This window comes from Bacillus sp. FSL K6-6038 (assembly GCF_038050455.1).
Taxonomy (GTDB): Bacteria; Bacillota; Bacilli; order Bacillales; family Bacillaceae_G; genus Bacillus_A; species Bacillus_A pseudomycoides.
In genome coordinates, this window is record NZ_JBBOUH010000001.1 from 2,993,195 (window position 1) to 3,014,293 (window position 21,099).

The window sequence follows — 21,099 nt, forward strand, 5'->3', positions numbered from 1 at the left end:
ATAACTATCTATTAATCATGCAATTTATTTAAAAACGCAGTGAAAGTATTTGCTACATAAAATATATTTTCCCTTGCCACTTCCTCTGCCTCTTCTGCTGTCATTCCTTTACTTTCCATCAACATTTCTTTTTCCCATGCACCCTCATGTTCCCAAAAAACGACTATTGGATTCTCTTCATGGTTTTTATAATCAAAACAAATTAAGTTTCCAGCTGGATCAAAAGCAAACGGGATTAATCCATTTGGTAATGTATCATTGAAGTCATTATATACATCTGCAATATACTCACCACTATTTTCATCAAAAGATAATAACGTACCAAACACTCTTTCTATTCCTTGGACGTCAAAAAGTTCTGGTTCCACATTTGCTCCATTATTCTTCGATACACACTCAACATACTCATGAGGAAAATTAAAGCCTAATTCTTTCCCAATTTTCTTTACATATTCTTCACTTACAGCTTCATCAGCAAATTGCCATTCTACTTTACTCATTTCATTCCATCCCCCAGTCACCTAAATCATTTCCATAATGTATATCTAAAATAACTAACTGCACCGTATTACTCTATTTTTATTTTTAAATTCTTTATTAATTCAACAAGTGAATTTTTTTAAGCCTACAAATTATTAGGCGTAGATTTTTCAGAACCTATTCTGGAGAATGTCCCCTTTAAAAATCCCACTGTAAATTTAGGTAAGTTTGTAGAGGTACGTTTAAAACAAATGATATTTGATGGTCCATCGTTGCAAGGTGCTAACATAAAGTTACGTTATCCCGTAGAAAGAACTATAACCCCAATCCTTTTCTATGGCTCCGTTTAAGTCTATCATTTTGCATATAATTTGTAACTTTTAGTAGGAACACTAGTTTTTTGTACAAGCCATACTTTATATCTTTGAATATTTTATAGTATTACAATAAAAGGAGATGAGAGAATGGTAGTACCCTGTCTAATTTTAGACGTGTATATTACACCAGGATCAGATATGACCCAAGACCTTTTTATCAATCAAATTGATTGGGTTAATTATGTTTATGGAGTCCCTAATACTTTCTACGGAGATCGAACACCAAATCCATGTAACATCGATATAAGATGGCGTTTTAGGAATGACCAAGGAGAAGCGGTTATGTCACAGATCAATGACCCATTTGTTGATCAAGATGTACTCCAATGCATCGGATACGAGGACCTCAATGAATATTTTCAATATTGGTTGAATGTTAGACCGCCAGGACCAGGACCTTATGGACAAACTGATACACTGGATATTGCTGTATATTTTGTACAAGGTCCATTTGCAGGTGGTTTTGTAGGATGTGCACCTTATAACACTCCTAATGGTCCAGTTATCGTAATATCAAATGCTCCTGAAGGACAATTCCGATTCGGACAAACTCTCGCGCATGAATTAGGACATGTTTTATTAGGACCGGAACATGTAGACGATGAAAACAACCTTATGTATGGAGGGGCATCGGAAAATGCTTATAGACTGACACCTGAACAGTGCGCGCAAGCAAGTAATAGCCCGTATTTTCGAAATTGCCCAGAATGATGACACGAAAACTATGTAAAAACCAAAGAAAGGGGTGATTAAAATAAAAAGACATCATAGAAATCTTAAGCGTAGTCTAAATAATAGTTTTTTGATACCACCTTCCAATAATGATTGCAATGGTCCACCATCTAATACCCCCCCATCCTCCAATAATGATTGCGATTGTCCACCACCAAATATTCCACCAGGTAATCCTCCGTGTATTCCCGTCCCGGTACCACCTCCTAGTCAGCCTAAAAATTGTTAAGTGTATCCACTCAAAACTTCTTATCGAATGATACAATATCGGGACACCCTAGCTGGTCTTAGCCAGCTAGGGGCAGCAGAGACACCAAATAATCATATTGATTTCTGAACTACATAATTCATAACGCATTAAATAACGTTTTATAGCTTTTAATTTCTCTTCAATTGTAAATTTAGCCATAAGAAAAGCACCTCACTCAAAAAAAACAAATCGGATATATAATAATGTTTTTAAATTTAATGCCCCGCAGCATGTAAATATGAATGGAATATACCTATCAATAATAAAACTTTATCTTTATAAGATTCCTCTAATAATTTAAAAGTAATATTGAAAGGAGGCTTAATAGGCTCTTTCCATTCCGCAATAATCAAATTAGTATTTAAATTGGTTATTTTTGCCCATTCAAAAGGTCTTTGATTTAATTCATACATTTCTCCTGCAAATTCAAATGTAGTTATTTCACCAAAATCAAAGGTCTTTTTATCTATTAAATGTATTTGATATTCTTCTCTTTCAGCATAATAGTTAAGAAAAAATTGTGTTCTTTTTCGAAAATCTATATCCTTTTTCGCTTTTAATTGTAAATTCTCTTTAGAATCATATATCTCATATTCCAAAAAATGCGTCCCTTTGAATAATATTAAATCTATTATCCTTATAAACTGATTGCTATACATTTTTTTTATTGTACCTATTATATTGTTGTTCTCATCATATATTTGTGTTGGTTTAACCGAATAAAAACTTCTCCATTTATAATAATACAAAATAATCACCTCTTAATATTTGTATATAAAGTTTTTGAATATTATAACACAAGAAAAGAACAGCTTTATAGCTGTCCTTCGTTAACATAACACCACTTATCAGCAGTCACTATATCTAAAAACTTAAAAAAGTCCCTTCAGATCTTCGAAGGGACCTTTCTTTTATATAATCTCCGTTATCGAAAGTTATCATATTCATGTTTTAAAAGAGAATATACCTTAGAATCGCAATACATACCATTGATCATTACACTTTGTCTCAATGTTCCTTCATATGTCATTTTTAGCTTTTGCATAACTCGTTCAGACGCTATATTTCTTACATCACATCTTCCTTCAATACGATTTAAATCTAATTCTTGAAAGCCAAACTTTATTAGTTCTTCTAAAGCTTCGACGATAACTCCTTTTCCCCAATACAGTGGGTTACTAATAGCTCCTAAAGAAGCACTATTATGTGATAATTTCCAGATGCCACAGGTTCCAATAACTTTCTGATCATCCTTAAAGATAATAGACCATATGAAGGACTTACCTTTCTTAGCTGTTTCAATCGTATTTTCTAAAAAAATACGAGTTTCATCTTTATTTTTGTGTACCTCTCGAAGTACATATGTAGTTGTTTGAAGATCCGAATAGACTTCAAATAAATCATCTAAATCATGAAAATCTAGTTTTTTTAATAAAAGACGCTTTGTTCCTAATTTGGGAATTTCATATGTATTTTCCATATTCTCACCTCAGTTAATCGTTATTTTTATATTATATATCTTATTCATGTGAAGTTTACATAACCTATCATTATCGGCAACAAAAAGAGATTGGGTACCTTTTAGACATCCAAAAGGTACCCAATCTCCTTTCTTCGTTGACATAAACGAGGATTATCAGCAATCTAACAACTCTTGGATTCTATTAAAAATGTGCTAATGAAGAAGAATAGAAGCCCATTCCTTTTTTTGTAATAACCATATGATAGAAGTACATTGGTTCTTGTCCAAAAAGAATGCGACCTCAAAACCACAATAAATTCAAGCATGATTTCAGAACCAATGAATAACTAAAAAAGGTGGGGAAGTTATGTACTATAAAGGAAACAAGTACAAAAGTTATAAATATAAAAGTAAATGTACAGATACAATCGAAAATAGGGACGATGATTGTCATGAAAAAAAAGATTCCGATTGTAGTGATAAGAAACATGATGACGCTTGTTCTATACTACTAGAGAGACAGGTTAATAACCCGGCAAATGATGTAACTAATTTTCCTCGAATCACCCAAAGTGAGACAAGCATTGCCCATTTTAAAGATTTTATACTTTATGGATTTAATGATAGTAATGCTGGTACAGGAGGACTGGGGACTTTTAGTTTTTCAGGCTTTGCTTTTTCCAATGATTTAGGTAATACCTGGACTGATGGTGGTTCTCTTCCGGTAAATCCAGGGGGGTTGAATTCCGGTGATCCTGTTATAGCTGTTGATAGAAATGGTGTTTTCTATTATGGTCAAATCGGAATAGAAACTATTGGGAGTGTTACACAAGGTGTTATCAGTGTTTCAACAGGAACCATTACTCCGAACGAAACAATCACAATGAATGCGCCTCAAGTCGTTGGACGCGGGCAAAACCCTTCTGCGAATATTAATCAAGATAAGGATTGGATTACAGTAGGTCCCGATGCTGATAATCCAGGGAATGAAGCACTATATATTACGTGGACTGATTTCACTGCTACTCCGAGCCCTAATATTCGCTTTTCAAAATATACTACTGGTGTCAACTTAACTCCAATTATTACAGATCAGGTTATTGTCACTGGTGGCACTAATTTTATTCAAGGGTCTTTTGTGGTCGTTGATGATCTCGGAGGTATCTATGTCTTTTATGAAGAAATATCGGCATTTAATACTTTGGGGCAGCCAAACAGGACCATTCGTATGGTTAAATCAACTGACGGTGGGAATACTTTCCCAATTAACGTGGCAGTTTCAACTCCATTTGCTGCAGCCGCAACTGATACAGCACTTTGTGGCCGCCCATCTATCGGTGTTGATAACACCAGAAGAATTCGTATGAATGAATTCCCTCATGCAGCGATTGGACCAGATGGCACTTTATATGCCGTATGGAACGCTGGCAGGGTGGTTGGAGATACGACCTTTATTGATATCTTTTTAGCTTATAGTACAGACAAAGGAAATACTTGGAATAGAGTGAATGTTACTTCAAATACTAGAACTTTTCCATTCTTCCCGTCCGTTGCAGTTAATAAAAATGGAGCCCATATTCAGTATAATCGTTTTAATGACCGTGGAGGCACTCTTGCCGGTATAGGTGATGGGACATTTGCGATATTTTTGAAAAGCTTTTCTCTTTGTAATGGATTAAGTAAAGAGAAAATGGTAAGTACCGCATTTTCTCCAGTGCCGGTTACGAATCCAAGCCCTGATACTGCCAATTGTTATATGGGGGATTACAATCAAATTATTGCTGGTCCCGGGAACTGCTTACTTCACTCTTGGGGTGATAATCGCAATGTTATTATTCAAGGCGCTATTCAACGGGATAATCCTGATGTTTTTTTTACCATAACAACCCCAGATTAAAAGAAATATGACTGTTGTTGTGAATAGGAAAAAATAATCTTTGTTTACTGGTCATTAAAAATTTCAGAGCCTTTCTCCAACCAATATCAAAATGTCTTTCTATAAACTAGGTCATCCTTGCAAAAATGTAAAGGCAGCAATATAATATATATTTGAAAAAAGGGAGGTTATATCGATGGATTGTAAACCTTGTGAAAATAATAACGAAATTAAAAATGATTCCTCGAACTATACTAAATTTATTTCTGCAGCAATTCCTGATCACATCATTTTTAAGGAAGTCGATACGAATTTATCTCAGGAAGAGAATGATTAGTTTTCAATAGGAATTTTATTAAGTCCTGAGGGACTTAATTGACGATTTAACTCGGTGTAATTTTGAAATAAAGTTTGATCATTTCTACCTATGTTGTTCCACAATCGCACCCTTTAATGGAATACCAAAAAGAAAAACACAGATGCAAATAAGCTTATTATCTTCTCTTACACCAGTAATTAGTTCACATACATTATTTCGCATTCTTTTGAAAATAAAGCCTCCTAGTTCTTTTATATAAAACTTTAATTTCTTGTTTGGGAGATTTGATTAACAATTTGGCTCAATGCCTCGTTTATTGGTGTAGAAGATGCGACTTTGTGGTCTCAACGCCCATGAAGCGAAATTGAGTGCAGCATATGAAAGCGGAAGGATAATATGAAACCCGTAATCACCATAATCGTTAGCAAATGCATGAGATAAAGCCGCACCAGTCATTAAAAAGAAGATACCAGCGTGAGCCCATTCTTTAAGCCGAGGAAAACCTGGCACAACGAGAGCGATGACTCCAAGCACTTTCCAAATTCCGAGAATGGTCAAGATGTATAATGGGTAACCAAGATTCGTCACTAACTCGACGTTTCCCCCATATTGCATCAGTTGCCCGATACCACTTAACATAATAGCTGCTGCGAGTAGTAATGTGACCGTCCAATAAGCAATCCTTTTTCCTTTTGTTTTCATCCTTTGACCCCTTCCTTTAATCATTGATTTAAAAATGAAATACCATTACTGTGGTAGTTCCTTACAACTCTTCACATTCGTCAGGACAATCGGCTTAACGTTGTAAATCCGCATTTTCCTGACGGTTCCCCTATTATATTGTCTCTTCTTGAAATCTATTTTCATCCTCACGTTTTATTCCTGTTTCTTTTATATAGGATTCAATGTACTTGTTTAATTGACTATTATCGTTTTAGGTTACTTGATGATGATGGAAACATATATTTATACGGTCTAAGTGATTGTGATTCGGATTTTATCCCTTTAGACCATTATTATTATGTTTATGGCTGCACGGAAATTCAATATCGTGATGAAAATACTAAAATATATAAAACCCTTTAAAATTCTTAAATACATAGGTGTAGCTTTTATAAAAAGATTGATCAAAAATACCTCGCAAACCTACATTTTATGCTGCATAAAAAGAAGCCATTATGAAAAAAGTCTGACCAAAGTGGCTTCTTATCCAGCACATTTAAGTTTAGTTTTTATAAAAAAGTTTGATCATATTTAAAATACTTAAGCATTCTATTCATTAAAATGCATCTATAAAATCATTAACGATTTCACTCATTTCCTTATAACGAGACCAATGTAGGTAGTAATGACCTTCTAATACAACGAGCTTATTAGAAGGTAAATGGCTTATTTGCGTTTGATAAAAAGATACAATTGTTTTCCCATCTTCCGTCACTCTGTCATCTTTGTCAGTAAATATCATGACAGGAATCTCTGAAGGAAATGACATATTAATCGTTTTATCGATATTATGTTTCATTTCATTTACTTCAGAAACTATATTTTTATTAGCTAGATTCCAGGCAGAAATGCTCTTAATCATCTTTAAATTATCATCAGAATAAGTTCCTTTATCCGTAATGGGAAGGTACTTCTCTGGATTCATATTTACTGCCAGCCTTGCAATTCCAGTCGGGGATAAAACGCTCAAATACCGGGGCATGGTTGGAGCAGGTTCATTAAAATACTCCACCACTTGTGGCAAAGTACAATCAATACCTATGATTGCCTTAATTTCATCAGGGTATTTATTAGCATAATACATGCTGTAAATACCAGAAACGGAATGAGGCATTAATATGTATGGCCCTTCTATATTGGCTTTTTTAAGTGCGTCTCTTATTTCCTCTACGATGTTTTCAACTGTTCGTTCCTTATTTGTGATATCACTCCAGCCATATCCAAATGTCTCTATCACTACTATTCTATTATTCTTTGATATTTCATTTATTAAAGGTTCATAATCCAATGCGGGTGCTGCCATACCCGCACCACTTAATAAGACAATAGTGTTTTCACCTTCACCCTTTGTATATACATGCATTTTCTCACCATTCACGTCAACTAATTGACCTAACGGAGGATATTTATTTCGTTCATTTAATAAAGACAAATAAAAACTAGCAAAATGAAATTTGCTAGTTTTTATTTACTTCGGGACTACTATTCATCAGAATCATCCCTAAACATTACATTATCAATTGCTTCCCTGTCTTTTGCAATCCCTTCTATTGTCCCAATTAAATTTCTTACCATCTCAAGTGTAATCCATTCTTCCTCTTCATAAATTTTTATACTTGCTCCCATTGAAAGTAAGTCCTCAGCACATTTTACTAAAGATCTCAATTGATCTGCATCATCATAATTACATTCCATTACAGGCTTTTCTGTTTTCATATTTTGTTTGATTTCACTTATCGATTTAGACGTTTTCTTTCTATTCAAAGGCAGATACTTATTACAATTCGAATCATGAAGCACTACTACATTCACAGTAACCAACTTAACTATCCCTCCTCCAATTAAAATTCTATTATTCCATCATTTCAACCACTATTATAATTTAAATCCATAAAAATATTTTTGACCTCTTTCCCAACTTCTTTTCGAGATAGTATCTATATAGGTTACAAAATCTTTATAGTTATCATTACAAATTATCGTATGATAATCAGCAGGTACTTTCTCTCCTGTCCATATTGATAATAAGGATGGTATCAACTCCATTTTTAATGGTTCTTCATGATTTGCTGCTCTTATGACTCTTTCAAACAGTTTCTTTGTTAAATCCCCAGGAAACGCTGGGCTCTGATAGCAATAATACTTTTCCATATCACAGTCTTTTGTCTGATTAAGATAAAATTCACCAATCTCGTCTATACTTGCTTCTTCTCCAATGATATCTTGATAATTTATATAAAAATCAATGGAATCCCTTATGATCATCGAAGTATCTGTGATTTCATCCCACTCTTCAAGTAACACTAATAAATACGGAATAACCTCCATAGAGAGCGATGTAATAGCTGCGGATGAAAATGTATCTACTGCGTATTCACTTGCTAAAGCTAAAAATGTAAGATTATTAGAATTCCTAATATCTTCATGTGTAGCAATAGAACAAAAAATTCGAATACATAAGTTTAATATTTGTTCATCATTCGTATGATTCATTAGTTGAATTAGTAATTGTTTTTGTGAAAAATCACCAGCCTTAAACAGCTCTATTACATTTAGCAAAACTTCCTTTTCTGTTTTAGCATTCAAAATATTCTTTTTTATATCTGAAATCGATTCAATTGGTCTATTCCCATACCAAATACGACTCATTATATTTGTACCCTCAATCAAAACATCCAACTCCCTTGTAATGACCGTTTTCTATATCCCTACATTTACTCTTTTCCTATCAAGAATGTCTGTGATACCTTTTTCATTCATTTTATTTAATACATATTTATAACCTTTCTCTAAGGCAAGTCTTCTTTCTTCCTCATAAATTGGTACAAGTGAATAAAAATTAATAATCTCACCTTGTGAAGTCACTAATTTCTCCAACCCCTTTTCTTGCACTTTACATACCATAATACAGGATAGCTTTGTATGAGACGCAAAAGGCTGCGGTGGTTCTCCATTTGGAAGAATAACTCCTTCGGTTAACCATCCGTCATAACTATGCGGAATATGGGCTGTTTTTCTTAACCATCCTAGAGGCCAATAAATATTTTGATCCTTCAAATCCTCTTTATTCATCGGCCAGTCTACAGGTAACTTTTGTATCAATTCAGCATACTTAAACTCACTTGCTTCTTCCGAATTGTCCATCGGATAATCACTCATCCCAGTAGTCACAAGCATTATGAAATGATTCTCTTTAGATGGTGGTATGATATGAATATGAATCCCTACTCTACTTCCAGGTATGATTTCACTTATAGTCGTAACTGGAGATCCGAAGTATTTTGCTACATGTTCTAAAATCTGATTTTGTTTACTCTGATTATCGTAATTTGTTACAGATGAGTTACTTTCATCTACAGTTTCTAATAATTGAATCATTTCAGTTTGTCCCTGCTCTCGAGCAAAAGCCAATGCATCCCTATCACCACTATACTTTACACTTGAATCAATACCACTTTTGATTAGAATCTCTGCAATATCTACATGACCATTACTTATTGCACCAAATAACGGATTCCTTTCTGGTTCGGTGACATCCATCTTTGCGCCGCAAGACAATAAATATGTAACAATATCTATATATCCTCCTGAAGCGGCCTCGTTGATTGCCCCGCCGCCGTATACACCACCATTTCGATTCACGTCTGCTCCTAAGGCTATAAGCTGCTTAACAATCTCAATTCTTCCTTTCGAAGCTGCTACATGAAGCCATGTTCCAAAAGGTGTCATCATATGTAATCTCTCAATATCATTACCAATTAGTTCAACAACTCTTTCCGTATTACCTAGCTTAATTGCTGAGCGAATTTCTTTTGCAATGTGTATATGATTCATAATTTCTCCTCCCATTGCGCTACATCACCTATTTATTTAACATAAAACAATCGTATATCATAATATAGATATTTTTAACAATTACTAAAATTAATTATATTACAAATAAACTTAACGTAAACTTCAATTCACTCAAAAACAAAGAGGATCTAAAATACGAGATCCTCTTCAATTTCCTATATAACCCTCCAATCCACACCATCTTCTAACTCATTTTCAAGTTCTTCTAATAGCCGAGTCCCTTCTTGTTCAATACCCGCTTCATATCCATGAACCTCAAAATATCTTTTTTTATATTTTGTATACCAATAATATGTACTATACATAATCTTATGTTTATCTTCTTTCGCGCTCAAATTCATTGCAGTATTACTTAAAAAATCATAATAACTCCAAAACTCTTTTAATCTCTCATCACTAAATATCTTACTAGCAACCTTTTCTACTTTGTCTCGTTGCATTAATTTTGTTAATTCCAATTCTTTTATTATTTCCACTAAGTTATCCCTTTCCGTCCGTGTTCATGTTTATTATATTCCGATTCTTCCATTGAACCCAATGTCTTTACCACCTCTCATCAACAATTACAGTATATTGAGCAACACCAATACACTCCAATTCGTTATTTTTATATGTAATCTTTGTTTTTCTAGCGTCATATTCAAAATTATAAACTAGAATCGCAGTATTAAATTCTTTATTAAAGTTAACATTATCAAATTGTTCAGTAAATTGTTCGTAATATGAAAGCCCTTCAATACATCTTGAATATTATTTGTAAGTGGTTGAAAAATCCATTTCTTTTCGACTAAATCACGATCATAATAACCTAGGTTAAAATGTTGTTCGAATATAGAAGGTATACTATCCCCATCTTCTGTATATTTAATATTCGTATAGTTTTCAAACTCATCATTACTCTCAAAATTCCCAATCCATACTGTTACTTTTTCATTCATCTTATACTCCCCTTTTATTCTTTTGGCGAGGTGATGTTTCGGTTCTTTAATTTATCTTTTCTATGATATGTACTATTTCGTTTAAACCATAATAGACCTTTATCGGGACTAGCTAATCCTCAATTTATAGACTCCCTGCTAACATGAAAAGGATCCACATGATTCTCTTCTAATAATTCCTCAAATTTCTCTGTTCCGTATTTTAGAAAATATTCATATTCCGACTCCGAAATAAAAAATGCCAGCAACACTTTACCATCCTTTTCTGCATTTCCAGTCAGTACATAGCTGTATTCCTCTGGGAAAGCGAACGGTTCAGTAAAGTAAACTGCACTTTTATTGTATTTTCGAACAAAAGACTTATCGATACTTTCAATGCCACTAATTGCTGTTCCACGACCTATTTCTATTCGATTCGCTATACAATAAAATAAAGCATTTGCCAAAATATATCCTACACTACGAAATGCCCCATCAACTACCATGGAAACTTCAACATTATCTCCTACTATTTCTTCATATCTACTAAACCCAAGTGTATGAAAAACAAGACATTCTTCAAATACATTTTCATATTTCAAAATTTGTATACTCGGCATGTCCTCACCATTTTTAAATACTTCCCGGTCGATTGGCTCACCTAGGTATTTACTATAATGGTCATAATACAGCTCTCCATAATGAATCATTCTTTGAATTCCCCTTTATACACATGAATTTTTATTCTATTCCCCTGAAGGCTATATAACTGTTTAACTTTACTCCTCATATAAATAATCAAGAAATTCATTTATATTATTGGCTAAAAAATACATATTTTTCATACCGTCGTGCTCTTCATCATGAGCCCAATGAAAGATTTTTTCACAGTATTCCTCATTGATCCCCAAACATATTTGGTTACCGCCAGGATCATCTGCAATTGGTATAAATCCCATATCTAAAAGATCATCAAAAAAATCTATTATTTTATCCAAATTATCATACATACTCCCAATTCCATAGAAAATATTTAATACACTTTCTCCTGCATCATCAGAGATTTTATACATACTTGCCTTTGGATAGCCTCCATTATATTTTAATAAAAACTCTCTATAATATTTCGGTAATCGCAACTGATGTTTTTCCTCAAAAGCTTCTAACTCTTCTAATGATAATTTTTCATGAATCATTTCAATCTCCACCGTAGTTCCACTCCTTGGCAAATTATTTTCACCATCTCTTTTTGATTGTGTATCATTGGCATAAGTTGGTTAGACATATCCTCTTCCAATAAAAATCATTTTTCTCTATTCTGTGATACTCTAAATCTATTAATGAAACATTATTATCTACTACTCTCTTAAAGCAACTACTTCTTCCCTGTTATAATCTATCATTGCTAAAAAATACTCTTCGAAATTTTCAAATCGATCTATTTCCTCTCCAGCAAACCAAATGACTGCTCCAGAAGTGGAAGAGTTCGGCAAACATATTGTAAATAAATCTCTGTCAAATTCCGTGACTGCGATTGGCAATAAGTGATGTCGGAAAAATCCACTTTCTTTTAACACATCGTCCTCTATTGCATGTAATAATACTTTTGCATAATTCATCACATTAGATTCTTTCAATTGCTCTGTACCGAATAAATCAACTGTTTGATAAAACCCTTTCCAGCCATTCGCATATTTCAGGAAATCTCTATACTTTTGATCAAGTTTGTATCCTATTTTTTTCTCAACAAGGCAAATCTCTGCCTCATTTGCTCCAACCTGCGGAAAGTGGTGTGGCCATATATGCTCCACATCCTGTTTCAGTAATTCCTGCTTTACTACTACCATTGTCGATAGATGATCCTTCCAGTTTATCATCGTTTAAATCTCCTTTTATAGCCAAAAATATTGTATAGCATAACGAATATCAATTGTAAAATCCGTATTCAAGATAGACTCTATATGTATACTACTTATCATTCACTAGACGACTTTGCCGATTATTGTTTTGGTGAATAGCAACCTAAGATTTATTAGTGAAGCATGTCCAAAAACTGTTGAAAAGTATTTGTAACATAATAAACTACTGGTTCAAGCTCAACAGAATTTTCATGATCCCACACGCAAACTGTAGGACTATTTCTTGATTCGCGAAAATCGAAACATAAAACATTACCAGCAAACAAAACAGCAATTGGCAATAAAGCTACTCCTAGTAAATCTCCATCATCTGTAAGCCTTTCATCAAATCGAGACCATATTACATCAATATCAAACATGCCACTTTCAATATGTTCTGGAGCTTCAAGGATACATAAGAACCTAATCACTGCGTAACTATGATTATTACAAATAAAAGAGTTCTTTTCTGGAAGTCCACCATTATGCAGTTTTATGAAATTCTTATAATCTAACGGTAATTCAACTCTCCAAGCCTCTTCTTTCTTAAATATTAAGTCTTCAGAAGGTAACGGAAAAATCACTGAATCTTTTTTTATTCTCATTAAAAATACTCCTTTTTTCCATATTTATCCTATTATCTCATCTCTTGTTCGCAAAATAAAACACCTAAACAACTTCATTTGTTTAGGTGCCATTTTTACCGTATTTGCTTATTTAATATTACTCACCTTAGTATAATTTCTTTAGAAATTCAGTAAATGATGCCGCTATGTAGAATACATTTTCTCGTGCAGCTTCCTTTGCTTGTTCTGCAGTAATCCCTTCGCTCTCCATCAATGCTTCTTTTTCCCATGCACCTTCATGTTTCCAAAAAACGACTATTGGATTCTCTTCATGATTCTTATAATCAAAACAGATTAAATTCCCCCCCTGGATCAATTCCAATTGGAAATAGTTCACTAGGAAAAGTATCTTTATATTCATTATTAGTTTCTAAGATAAACCCCTCACTCTCATGATTAAAAGATAAAAGCGAACCAAAAACTCTCTCAATCCCCTCAACATCAAACAGCATTGGCTCGACATGTCCTCCATTATTCATCGCAACGCATTCTATATAATCTAACGGAAAATCAAAACCGGTACTTTTTAAAATTTCTTTTACATCATCTGTACTAATTTGATTATATGTATACTTCCATACTATCTTATTCATCTTATATGTATTCGAAAAGGACATACCTTTCAGTAGTATCTACTTAAGGTATGTCTTTTTTTGAACAGAAAGGAATATAGACATGAAATATACAACAAAAAACAAAGAAATTACTAATTACAATTTAGAATACCCATGTAATCTAGATTTTCTTAAAGGCTGCGTGAATGGATTATTAATCGTGATTCCCTTTTGGATTGCTGTTATTATTGCATGCTATTTATTAATCATTTGATATATGTTGATTGAAAAACTAAATTTAATACTGAATCGATGATGGAACAAGTATATTAGAGCAGCCCCCTGTAACTAAGCCTTCTATCCCTGAAATTCCGAATATAGATGATTTATTTCAAAAAAAATTATGTTTGATTTTTATGTTATAAATAAATGTAACACTGATTAGATCGGGTTATGACGCTAAGGGAAGGGTACTTATAATATCAAAATTTTTCTCCATAGTTTCATTAATAAAATAGGGCATGTTATAAAATTACAATTACGTATAAATACGGTAAAATCATATTGAGATATTTGCTATTAGAAAGGAGGTGAATATGATGATAATGCAGATAATATTGTATTTTTTCTTCCCGGTAACATTGTTAGCTACTGTTTTTCTTTCTAAAAAGTCACATCTAAAATCAATCTTCAAATTCATTCCAGCTGCTGTTTCAGTAATTTTAGCGGTTTTCTTCTATTCCTTGTTTTTATATAATAATGGAATAGGTGAATTCATGTCCGCTCTCTTTTTATGCGGTATGGCATTAGCAAATCTATTTTTAATTTTAGTATTTAAATTATTCAATAATGCTGCTCCAAGTAATTAGAAAAAGGGCTGTTAAAAGGTAACAGAAGTAGAGCATTGATTTTAAATGCTCTACTTCATGTTCTTATCTCGTCTCCCCACAACACAAGCCTTATCATTTTCATCTGTATAGTCGAACAGTAAATGCGAAGAAATTAATCCACATAGCCAACCTCCGTTGTTCACTTACTATCAGCAAAAAAATCAATTCTATTACATTAACTTCACCTAAACATCCAAATTCTTTCTTAATCTTTTTAAATACACTAAATTTGCCATTTCATTTTAGGCTTTCAATTACAATGCAAGCAAATGAAACTGTTAATCCCACCACTTTTCCTCATCAGAAACCCATATATTTTTCTGTAAGTCAAATGATTGATTAGCATCATGAAAACCACAATAGGCAGGTAATTTTATACTTCCTCCATTTGCTTTATTCCAGCAATCAACAAACCATTCCACAAGGATTTTTTCCTCATCTTCCGATATGATCTCATCGTTTTCTTCATAAAACTCCCAGAACTCGTCTGATTTATCATAAGAAAGGTTATAGTATGATATACGTTCGAGTAATTCATGACTTCCTGCAAAAACACTACTATCGTTTCCTTCGTAAAAAACCTCACTTGCTTCTCTATTCATAGAAAACATCATGATAGAAAGGTCAAATGATCCGATAAAAATCATAAAATCTATTAACTCTATTTTACAGTAATAATTAAAATTAAGAATTTCTCTTATATTATGAATCAACCTTTCTGAATTTTTTTCAAGATTTTCTTTTACCGAGCTAATGTATGTATCTTTTGTAAACAATTCATTCACCTCATGCTTCATTTAAGTTTCAATAAATTCATACCATATATATTCACACAACTAAATGTCCATAAAAATATTTTTCACCAATCTTCCATTCTTTTTTTGTTAAAGAATCAATATATAACATCAACTCTCTGTATTTTTCATCAGTTATTATTGCACCATATTGTACAGGAGATTTAATCCCACTCCAAATAGATAAAATAGATGGAATTGTAACCATATCAAATGTTTTTTTGTCTCTTAAAGAAACCATTACTCTCGGGATTAATTTCTTTACCAAGTCTCCAGGAAATGACAAATCGTTATGATAGTAATATTTGGTGGCATCACAATTTTTAACGAGCTCAAAATATATTTCTCCTAATTCTTCTATTGATCGTTCATAATAGTCATCATTAATTCCTAGCATTAATGCAAGTGTATTTCTGATTGATTTCTCAATAAAAGTATCTTCCCATTCTTCTAACAAAGTTAGAAGGTATGGTACTACATTATATGAAAGGGTTTCACCAGCACTTGCCGCAAAAGTATGAACACCATCCTCTGAAGCATTTGAAAGGAATTTCAAGTTATTTGTGTCTAATAAGTCATCATGAGTAGCGATTGAGCAAAAAAGTCTTGTACATAAATTAAGAATCACTTCATCTTGCGTACTATTCATAAGTTGTATGAGTAATCCCTTTACAGAGAAATCACCTAATTTTAGCAATTTATTAATTAAGAGAAAGCTTTCTTTTTCAGTTGTAACATCTTTTAGCTTGGATTTAAGATTTTCGATTCTATCATTTGGAATATCACCATACCAAATATCTCTTACCATATTTTCCAAATTCATAATCCTTCTCCTTTGTAATTATTCTCTCAGGCCTTTTCTCTCTGTCACTTTGTCACCCAGTAAAATTTTTTCTCACTTATTTATCGTTCTTATCACACTATCCTAATATGAAAACAAAACTCCATGATGGTAAAACCTTCATAAGCTTTCGAACTTTTATATAATCAGCTAGCTATGTAATCAATCTCCACACTTCTTAATTGATCTATAACTTTTTTATTCGTTTAGCTAGGTCCTTTATAGGGTCTTGATCCAATGGTGCTTTTGCTGTTGGTGAAAAATCGGGGACTCCATTTTTGAAACAAGTGTGACAAGATCAAGCTACTGCCCGTCTTCCTTTATTTTTCGTATCAACTTGAATATAGCTTGACGTACAGCCGTAGAAAAGTGCTGCTCAGTTAGCCGGCATTTCTTAAACAGTTCACCATCAAGAAGCAAAAATCCTAATACCATTTTTCAGCCTCAACATGTTGAACACTCACGGCTGCCACCCTTCTTCCCGCAAGAACCTCTGTAGCTCTTCCTCAGACGGTACATTCTTCTTCCACTCTTCACATTCCTCCAAAAACTTCTCCGTTTCATTAACAACAGACGGCTCCTTCTTCCGAAACTTCAATGCCGCTCCCTCTACTTCACAGAGCTTTGTATATCCCTTCCTCTGCCAATCTCGTAAAATCCCCTTCACATAAGCAAGCGTCCGCTTATTATTTTCATACGCAATTTGGAGCGCTTTCAATACGAGCTCCTCTGACAATTCTGCCATCCATTCACTTAATGTTTCCACTGCATAAGATGACAAACTACCGAAGTTTTGTTCATAAAATGTGAATACACTGCTACCTGGATTCACTTCTTCTACTTCTATTTCTTCCTCTACTTCCTCATCCACTTCATAACCTTGAACAACTTCTTGCGGAATCATATCAGGTGCTTCAACCGGCATTCCGAAATACTCTAGCAATAACGGAATATTCAACTCTTCCTCGAGGCATCTTCGAAGAAACATATGTACAAACTCTTTATTTTTCACAGTTTTCAACTCACGTAACACACACTTTTCTATGTTCGTATTCGTAACAGGGTTATAGCGTAACCAATTTAGAACATATAACTCCTTCGTTGTCGCATCATACAATATCTTTCCATACGCAATAAACCTCTGCAACAACTTCTCAACCGTTTCACGATTATACCCCGTTTCCATCTCTACCAAACGTAGTGGCAGTGGGTAAATCCCGCATTGTCTTGTCTTCGAACATGTCAGCAAATACATATAAAAGTAGCGCTCCTCCGGCGTTAAATCAAGTACAAACTCATCTTGCCAAAAATTCACCTGTACACTCCGGTATACTCCCATGTTTTTTCCTCCTGCCCTTTTAGTGGTAAATATAGAATTGGTTACTCCTTCATATATATAGGATTGCAGGCAGAAATTTGGTGGATTTATTTTATAATTTTTACTAGTACTAGAATGTTACTTTTTTATTTTTTCATAGTAGTTCTTGTAGTTGTTTTTTCTTTTGTTTATTTAATGATTTATTACTTCGTAGGGGTTTATAAGGGGGTTGGAAGAGGCTTATAAGGGGCTTGTTTGTCATCTACTGAAGAACTTATAAAATAGAGCTACATGAAAAAACTAGTTTTGTTTTATAAGTTCATTAATGGTCACTTCTTTATCGGCGACTACATCATAAAATCCAATATGAATACCTTCTTCATATAGCCAGCATAGATCCGTTCCATAAGGCGCTTCAAAAATCTCAAACATTACAGGGGCGATTTTAAAAATAGATTCCGCGTTTAAAATGATGAAATTATCCGCATGATTCACATATTCATCAGTATCATCTATAGCATACAAATTCCAGCCATTTAATTGCGGGATAGAACTTTCTTGTCTAAATGAATATCTAACTGGTTTTCCAGCCAGAATATTTTTTGAAACGACAAAACCACCATACTCACTATTATTTATTTTCATTTTCAAACTCCTTAATACTTGAATTAACAGCATGCTTTATTAAAATTTCATAAACTAGTTTCATCTTATCAGTAGGCAATTTATTGTTTGTTACTATCCAGTTGCTTTTGTAGTTAATCTATCCTCGCCAAGATTAGCTAACAGCTCAAATCATAGAAATGGACGAGCAGCTCCAGGTAACCCTGCTTTAATTAGAAAATCATTGGTTTCTTAAAATAAAGATTATGAGTTTCTTTTTTATTGCATCATGGTTAACTAGACCTGCCGTTATCCTAATTATTCCGTCTTCTAAATAAAAAGAGTGTAACAAAAATTATTGATAATTTTCGATAGCCGAAATAAGGGAACCTGTTCCTTCTTCCGCATAATGAATGAAGTCCAAACATTTTTCACTCCAGCCACCGATTAAATTTGTTTTCTCTCCTACGAATTGTTGATTACCGTAACTATTTAAATTGAAAGAGTGAACCCAAACATCAGGATTCATTTCACGACGATATGTTTCAAGAAGAATTTGTGAAGAATTGTCTCCATACCTATCTCCGTACACTTGCTCATCAGAGAAGACAAGAATGCGGTCAACTTTGATTTTGTGATCTAATAAATATTTGATAGAAAGATGTAAGTTTGTTCCATATCCATGTTTATTCACTTCTGATAAAAATGTGTTCATGTTCTCTAAAATACCAGAACGGGTAGAAACATTTATCGCTTTGAAATCAGTTGCGAATACAGATGTAATAGAATTATCACAGAAGGAGTGTGCCATTGCCATCATTAGTGTAGCAATATCCGCACATTTAACACTCCCATCTTTTGAAACAGGATAACATGTCATAGATCCTGAGATATCTGCTGTCATAAATGTTGTTCCTGATAATCTCGGCATGTTTGTAACAGATGCTTCAATTGCGTCATTCAATATATCTAATAATTCGCTTCCTGCTTGTGGTAATTTTTCTTGCACAACACGATATGCTGAAAAAAAGCGAAATGGTAATTGTTTTGATTTTTTTACTCGCTCAGGATCGCGAAGAATGTTATATACTGTATCAATATTTGAGACACCTGAATTTACGATATTGCGAAGGTTACGAAGTAAGGCCATATAACCCACTTTTCCGCTATCAATTAATTCTTCCCACACTTCTTTTTTGTTTCCTTTTTGAGAAAGCTGTGTTTCCCATGTATATGGTACTTGCAGTGTGTTTTCTAACAAACGTTTATAAAGTTCGTAACGTTCTGTTCCTTTTTTGGCAGATGGGCTTACTAAACGGAATACATCTTTCAATGTAACGTCTTTTCCTGTGCGATTGTATTTTGCTAATTGATATTCATCAAATGTAGAAAAGGCATCTGCTAACCCCTTTTTCAAAGAGTTTGGAATTGGATTTTCCCGACCGTATACCCCTAATTGATATGCCATTATTTCTGTTACATCATCCGGACGCTGCGCAATACGAGAAACTGTTTGACGAGCATATTTACGACCTTCAGGGTGGTTTGCAAGTTCCACTGCTAATACATGTGTAACAGAACGCATGTAGAACACTTCACGTGCATAGACTGCTAAACTTGCAACAAATTTAGGGTCTCTGTCCATGATTTGTTTTGCAGTAGTAACTAATTCTTCGCTGTTATCACCATAAAATTTTGGCTCATTAAAGAAAGATGTTAATACCATCGTAACTAATTTATCTTTATCATACATTTTATAAGCTTTTCCGCCCTCTTTTGTATATGTTTGACGGCTTCCTTGAGAAGAATGATTAAACTTTGACATTATGATCTACCCCCAGAGATTTTTTGACACTACTGGTTGAAATACAAATAAAAAAGGCAACGTATATACGTTGCTCTTTTCACTCATTCCTAACACTTAAGAAATATTCAAAACAGGAATCGAATCCCACAAACACAATCCCTATATGACGAAGTAACTCCTACCTTAGTGTTATGAATCAAAGAAAAGTACGAATTCAGTGCGGACCTTTCCGCATCGATTAGGATCGAATCTATAGCACTTAATATTAGCAAACGAAGCATGAGCTATCTACACTGTTCCTGTTATACATAATGTTTAAAGATTTGGGAGATAAGCGAAAAGGCTCATTACGTTGCTCTACCACTGAGCTACCTTCCAAAATGGGAAGGATGGGATTCGAACCCATGACACACGGCACCCAAAGCGAAGAAATCCTTCTCTACACTGCCCAAATCTATTAAATATGAATTATAAAAAAGGGAGATAGGCGGAAAGACTCAATATGTTGCTCTACCAAACTGAGCTACTCCCCTAATGTTAATAAAACATCAGGGAAGGCAAGGATTCGAACCTGCGACCTACCGCGTGAAAGGCGAAGAAATTCTTTCCTACACTGCCCTTTTCTTTTTATCACTCATCGTTCTTACTATTATTATACTTGCAAATTAATATTTTGGCAATTATTAGTACTTTCGGAAAATCAGTACAATTTCTCCCCACTGCGAGCGTTTTCGTTTCTTCTTCAGCATACTTCTAGCGAAAACCTTTTTATTTAAA

The 21,099-nt window shown here is 33.7% G+C and carries 25 protein-coding genes and 1 pseudogene; 5 read left to right on the forward strand and 21 right to left on the reverse strand.

From position 1 onward, the window contains the following. Positions 1–11: 11 nt before the first annotated feature. Positions 12–500, reverse strand: coding sequence for an SMI1/KNR4 family protein (locus NSQ40_RS15630; protein WP_033796242.1), 489 nt, complete (start codon positions 498–500; stop codon positions 12–14). A 444-nt stretch (positions 501–944) separates the two neighbouring features. Between NSQ40_RS15630 and NSQ40_RS15635 the strand changes: the two genes are divergently transcribed. Next, positions 945–1,568, forward strand: a complete 624-nt coding sequence (locus tag NSQ40_RS15635; RefSeq protein WP_003207559.1) for an ImmA/IrrE family metallo-endopeptidase — start codon at positions 945–947, stop codon at positions 1,566–1,568. 486 nt (positions 1,569–2,054) lie between these two features. On the opposite strand, the gene NSQ40_RS15640 is transcribed toward NSQ40_RS15635, so the two are convergent. Then, positions 2,055–2,597 (reverse strand): tubby C-terminal domain-like protein, encoded by a 543-nt coding sequence (locus tag NSQ40_RS15640; protein WP_003203389.1) that lies wholly within the window; start codon positions 2,595–2,597, stop codon positions 2,055–2,057. Positions 2,598–2,764: 167 nt separating this feature from the next. Further along, positions 2,765–3,319 carry a GNAT family N-acetyltransferase gene (locus tag NSQ40_RS15645; RefSeq protein WP_097786896.1) on the reverse strand — a complete coding sequence of 185 codons (555 nt, stop codon included), beginning with the start codon at positions 3,317–3,319 and terminating at the stop codon, positions 2,765–2,767. 349 nt (positions 3,320–3,668) lie between these two features. Between NSQ40_RS15645 and NSQ40_RS15650 the strand changes: the two genes are divergently transcribed. Further along, positions 3,669–5,198: a sialidase family protein gene (locus NSQ40_RS15650; RefSeq protein WP_003203694.1), complete on the forward strand. Its 1,530-nt coding sequence runs from the start codon at positions 3,669–3,671 to the stop codon at positions 5,196–5,198. A gap of 175 nt (positions 5,199–5,373) precedes the next feature. Then, complete coding sequence (locus NSQ40_RS15655) at positions 5,374–5,514, forward strand: hypothetical protein (protein WP_003203692.1); 141 nt, start codon at positions 5,374–5,376, stop codon at positions 5,512–5,514. Between the two features lie 270 nt (positions 5,515–5,784). Here NSQ40_RS15655 and NSQ40_RS15660 read toward each other — a convergent pair whose 3' ends face one another. From NSQ40_RS15660 to NSQ40_RS15715, 12 genes and pseudogenes are all read right to left on the reverse strand, one after another. Beyond that, the gene (locus tag NSQ40_RS15660; protein WP_003203688.1) at positions 5,785–6,222 is read right to left on the reverse strand and encodes a DoxX family protein; all 438 of its coding nucleotides are present in this window, start codon (positions 6,220–6,222) and stop codon (positions 5,785–5,787) included. Between the two features lie 553 nt (positions 6,223–6,775). Next, entirely contained in the window at positions 6,776–7,597 is an 822-nt protein-coding gene (locus tag NSQ40_RS15665; protein WP_341286127.1) for an alpha/beta fold hydrolase, read from the reverse strand. 104 nt (positions 7,598–7,701) lie between these two features. After that, complete coding sequence (locus NSQ40_RS15670; RefSeq protein ID WP_240522720.1) at positions 7,702–8,031, reverse strand: hypothetical protein; 330 nt, start codon at positions 8,029–8,031, stop codon at positions 7,702–7,704. A 63-nt stretch (positions 8,032–8,094) separates the two neighbouring features. Continuing rightward, on the reverse strand, positions 8,095–8,889 hold the full coding sequence (imm47, locus tag NSQ40_RS15675; RefSeq protein ID WP_033796631.1) for an Imm47 family immunity protein: 795 nt from the start codon (positions 8,887–8,889) through the stop codon (positions 8,095–8,097). 30 nt (positions 8,890–8,919) lie between these two features. Next, complete coding sequence (locus tag NSQ40_RS15680; RefSeq protein WP_170957058.1) at positions 8,920–10,053, reverse strand: suppressor of fused domain protein; 1,134 nt, start codon at positions 10,051–10,053, stop codon at positions 8,920–8,922. Between the two features lie 176 nt (positions 10,054–10,229). Then, positions 10,230–10,550 (reverse strand): hypothetical protein, encoded by a 321-nt coding sequence (locus tag NSQ40_RS15685; protein ID WP_003202666.1) that lies wholly within the window; start codon positions 10,548–10,550, stop codon positions 10,230–10,232. 177 nt (positions 10,551–10,727) lie between these two features. After that, complete coding sequence (locus NSQ40_RS15690; protein WP_003202665.1) at positions 10,728–11,012, reverse strand: immunity 22 family protein; 285 nt, start codon at positions 11,010–11,012, stop codon at positions 10,728–10,730. 119 nt (positions 11,013–11,131) lie between these two features. Next, positions 11,132–11,701 (reverse strand): suppressor of fused domain protein, encoded by a 570-nt coding sequence (locus tag NSQ40_RS15695; RefSeq protein ID WP_003202662.1) that lies wholly within the window; start codon positions 11,699–11,701, stop codon positions 11,132–11,134. Positions 11,702–11,770: 69 nt separating this feature from the next. Next, positions 11,771–12,199, reverse strand: a complete 429-nt coding sequence (locus NSQ40_RS15700) for an SMI1/KNR4 family protein (protein ID WP_018783382.1) — start codon at positions 12,197–12,199, stop codon at positions 11,771–11,773. Between the two features lie 150 nt (positions 12,200–12,349). After that, positions 12,350–12,868, reverse strand: coding sequence for an SMI1/KNR4 family protein (locus NSQ40_RS15705; RefSeq protein ID WP_033796630.1), 519 nt, complete (start codon positions 12,866–12,868; stop codon positions 12,350–12,352). A 155-nt stretch (positions 12,869–13,023) separates the two neighbouring features. Then, positions 13,024–13,494: an SMI1/KNR4 family protein gene (locus NSQ40_RS15710; protein WP_003202657.1), complete on the reverse strand. Its 471-nt coding sequence runs from the start codon at positions 13,492–13,494 to the stop codon at positions 13,024–13,026. Positions 13,495–13,621: 127 nt separating this feature from the next. Then, a pseudogene (locus NSQ40_RS15715) lies at positions 13,622–14,108 on the reverse strand (SMI1/KNR4 family protein). 82 nt (positions 14,109–14,190) lie between these two features. On the opposite strand from NSQ40_RS15715, the gene NSQ40_RS15720 reads away from it, so the two are divergent. Beyond that, positions 14,191–14,343: a hypothetical protein gene (locus NSQ40_RS15720; protein ID WP_003202652.1), complete on the forward strand. Its 153-nt coding sequence runs from the start codon at positions 14,191–14,193 to the stop codon at positions 14,341–14,343. A 325-nt stretch (positions 14,344–14,668) separates the two neighbouring features. Next, entirely contained in the window at positions 14,669–14,938 is a 270-nt protein-coding gene (locus NSQ40_RS15725) for a hypothetical protein (RefSeq protein ID WP_033796629.1), read from the forward strand. A gap of 299 nt (positions 14,939–15,237) precedes the next feature. Here NSQ40_RS15725 and NSQ40_RS15730 read toward each other — a convergent pair whose 3' ends face one another. The 6 genes from NSQ40_RS15730 to NSQ40_RS15755 all read right to left on the reverse strand — a co-directional run bounded on the left by NSQ40_RS15730 (position 15,238) and on the right by NSQ40_RS15755 (position 20,340). Further along, positions 15,238–15,744 (reverse strand): hypothetical protein, encoded by a 507-nt coding sequence (locus NSQ40_RS15730; protein WP_239499963.1) that lies wholly within the window; start codon positions 15,742–15,744, stop codon positions 15,238–15,240. A gap of 43 nt (positions 15,745–15,787) precedes the next feature. Further along, positions 15,788–16,576: an Imm47 family immunity protein gene (gene imm47, locus NSQ40_RS15735; RefSeq protein WP_097786892.1), complete on the reverse strand. Its 789-nt coding sequence runs from the start codon at positions 16,574–16,576 to the stop codon at positions 15,788–15,790. 321 nt (positions 16,577–16,897) lie between these two features. After that, positions 16,898–17,029 (reverse strand): DnaB-like helicase N-terminal domain-containing protein, encoded by a 132-nt coding sequence (locus tag NSQ40_RS15740; RefSeq protein WP_371388882.1) that lies wholly within the window; start codon positions 17,027–17,029, stop codon positions 16,898–16,900. 25 nt (positions 17,030–17,054) lie between these two features. Then, positions 17,055–17,933, reverse strand: coding sequence for a DnaD domain-containing protein (locus tag NSQ40_RS15745; protein WP_097786891.1), 879 nt, complete (start codon positions 17,931–17,933; stop codon positions 17,055–17,057). Between the two features lie 279 nt (positions 17,934–18,212). Continuing rightward, on the reverse strand, positions 18,213–18,557 hold the full coding sequence (locus NSQ40_RS15750; RefSeq protein ID WP_003209416.1) for a DUF2185 domain-containing protein: 345 nt from the start codon (positions 18,555–18,557) through the stop codon (positions 18,213–18,215). 313 nt (positions 18,558–18,870) lie between these two features. Further along, positions 18,871–20,340, reverse strand: a complete 1,470-nt coding sequence (locus NSQ40_RS15755; RefSeq protein WP_018783376.1) for a TROVE domain-containing protein — start codon at positions 20,338–20,340, stop codon at positions 18,871–18,873. Between the last annotated feature and the right edge of the window lie 759 nt (positions 20,341–21,099).

Bases quoted from the DNA above. Each gene is read 5' to 3' on its own strand.
- NSQ40_RS15630 (WP_033796242.1), bottom strand. From the start codon at position 500: ATGAGTAAAGTAGAATGGCAATTTGCTGATGAAGCTGTAAGTGAAGAA.
- NSQ40_RS15635 (WP_003207559.1), top strand. From the start codon at position 945: ATGGTAGTACCCTGTCTAATTTTAGACGTGTATATTACACCAGGATCA.
- NSQ40_RS15645 (WP_097786896.1), bottom strand. From the start codon at position 3,319: ATGGAAAATACATATGAAATTCCCAAATTAGGAACAAAGCGTCTTTTA.
- NSQ40_RS15650 (WP_003203694.1), top strand. From the start codon at position 3,669: ATGTACTATAAAGGAAACAAGTACAAAAGTTATAAATATAAAAGTAAA.
- NSQ40_RS15655 (WP_003203692.1), top strand. From the start codon at position 5,374: ATGGATTGTAAACCTTGTGAAAATAATAACGAAATTAAAAATGATTCC.
- NSQ40_RS15660 (WP_003203688.1), bottom strand. From the start codon at position 6,222: ATGATTAAAGGAAGGGGTCAAAGGATGAAAACAAAAGGAAAAAGGATT.
- NSQ40_RS15680 (WP_170957058.1), bottom strand. From the start codon at position 10,053: ATGAATCATATACACATTGCAAAAGAAATTCGCTCAGCAATTAAGCTA.
- NSQ40_RS15690 (WP_003202665.1), bottom strand. From the start codon at position 11,012: ATGAATGAAAAAGTAACAGTATGGATTGGGAATTTTGAGAGTAATGAT.
- NSQ40_RS15695 (WP_003202662.1), bottom strand. From the start codon at position 11,701: ATGATTCATTATGGAGAGCTGTATTATGACCATTATAGTAAATACCTA.
- NSQ40_RS15705 (WP_033796630.1), bottom strand. From the start codon at position 12,868: ATGATAAACTGGAAGGATCATCTATCGACAATGGTAGTAGTAAAGCAG.
- NSQ40_RS15710 (WP_003202657.1), bottom strand. From the start codon at position 13,494: ATGAGAATAAAAAAAGATTCAGTGATTTTTCCGTTACCTTCTGAAGAC.
- NSQ40_RS15720 (WP_003202652.1), top strand. From the start codon at position 14,191: ATGAAATATACAACAAAAAACAAAGAAATTACTAATTACAATTTAGAA.
- NSQ40_RS15725 (WP_033796629.1), top strand. From the start codon at position 14,669: ATGATAATGCAGATAATATTGTATTTTTTCTTCCCGGTAACATTGTTA.
- imm47 (WP_097786892.1), bottom strand. From the start codon at position 16,576: ATGAATTTGGAAAATATGGTAAGAGATATTTGGTATGGTGATATTCCA.
- NSQ40_RS15740 (WP_371388882.1), bottom strand. From the start codon at position 17,029: ATGGTATTAGGATTTTTGCTTCTTGATGGTGAACTGTTTAAGAAATGC.
- NSQ40_RS15745 (WP_097786891.1), bottom strand. From the start codon at position 17,933: ATGGGAGTATACCGGAGTGTACAGGTGAATTTTTGGCAAGATGAGTTT.
- NSQ40_RS15750 (WP_003209416.1), bottom strand. From the start codon at position 18,557: ATGAAAATAAATAATAGTGAGTATGGTGGTTTTGTCGTTTCAAAAAAT.
- NSQ40_RS15755 (WP_018783376.1), bottom strand. From the start codon at position 20,340: ATGTCAAAGTTTAATCATTCTTCTCAAGGAAGCCGTCAAACATATACA.